Here is an 826-nt window from a genome sequence, read left to right as displayed (position 1 = left end):
GCGGCTGCTGACCACCGGCCTCGCCGCGCCCGACGGCGGGTCCGCGGCCCCCGGCGCCGCGCTCCAGGGAGCCCTGCTCGGCGCCCTGCGCACCCTGCCGCTGGAGCTCGCGGGCGTCACCGCGGCCGCCGTCGACCTGCCGGCCGACGCCCTCGGCCGGGACGGCCAGGACCCCGGAACGGCCGAGGTGCTGCGCCGTGCGCTGGAGGAGCCCTGCGGCCGGACCGTCCCGCTGGTCGCGCTCCGGGGCCGGCGCAGGCTGCGCCAGGTGTTCACCGAGAGGGAGGTCCCCGGGGGCGCCCGCGGTTTCCGCGAGGGCGGCGCGTACGTCCTGTTCGGCGGCGCCGGCGGCATCGGGGCCGAGGTGGCCCGCCACCTCGCCACCGCCTACCGGGCCTGCCTGGTGCTGGTCGGCCGGTCGGCCGAGAGCGACCGGGTCCGGAAGCTGCTGGACGACCTGCGGGCGGCCGGCGGCCGGGCCCGCTACCTGGCCGGTGACGTGACCGACCCGCAGGCGGTGGCCGCCGCGCTGGACGACTGCCGGACCGCCTTCGGCGAGCCCGACGGCGTGCTGCACAGCGTCGGTTCGGTCAGTGACGGGCTGCTGACCGGCCTCGGTCCGGCCGACATCGACCACGTGCTCGACACCAAGGTGGCCGCCGTCCTCACGCTGCGCCGCGCCCTGGCCGGACGGCCGGGCACCGCCCTGGTGCTCTTCTCCTCCGTCGCGGGCCTGTTCGGCAGCGTCGGCGGGCTCAACTACGCGGCGGCCAACGCCTTCCTCGACCACTACGCGGCCGCCGTCGACGGCGACGGCGGCCTGCTC

The 826-nt window shown here is 78.7% G+C and carries 1 protein-coding gene; it reads left to right on the top strand.

Annotated elements, in window-relative coordinates; all coding sequences use genetic code 11:
- A partial coding sequence (locus AA75_RS37360; RefSeq protein ID WP_033824875.1) for an SDR family NAD(P)-dependent oxidoreductase occupies nt 1–826 on the top strand: 826 nt, incomplete at both ends.

This window comes from Kitasatospora sp. MBT63 (assembly GCF_000710465.2).
Lineage (GTDB): Bacteria > Actinomycetota > Actinomycetes > Streptomycetales > Streptomycetaceae > Kitasatospora.
The sequence above is the reverse complement of the archived record's forward strand: the minus strand, read 5'-3'. Positions and strand labels throughout refer to the sequence as shown.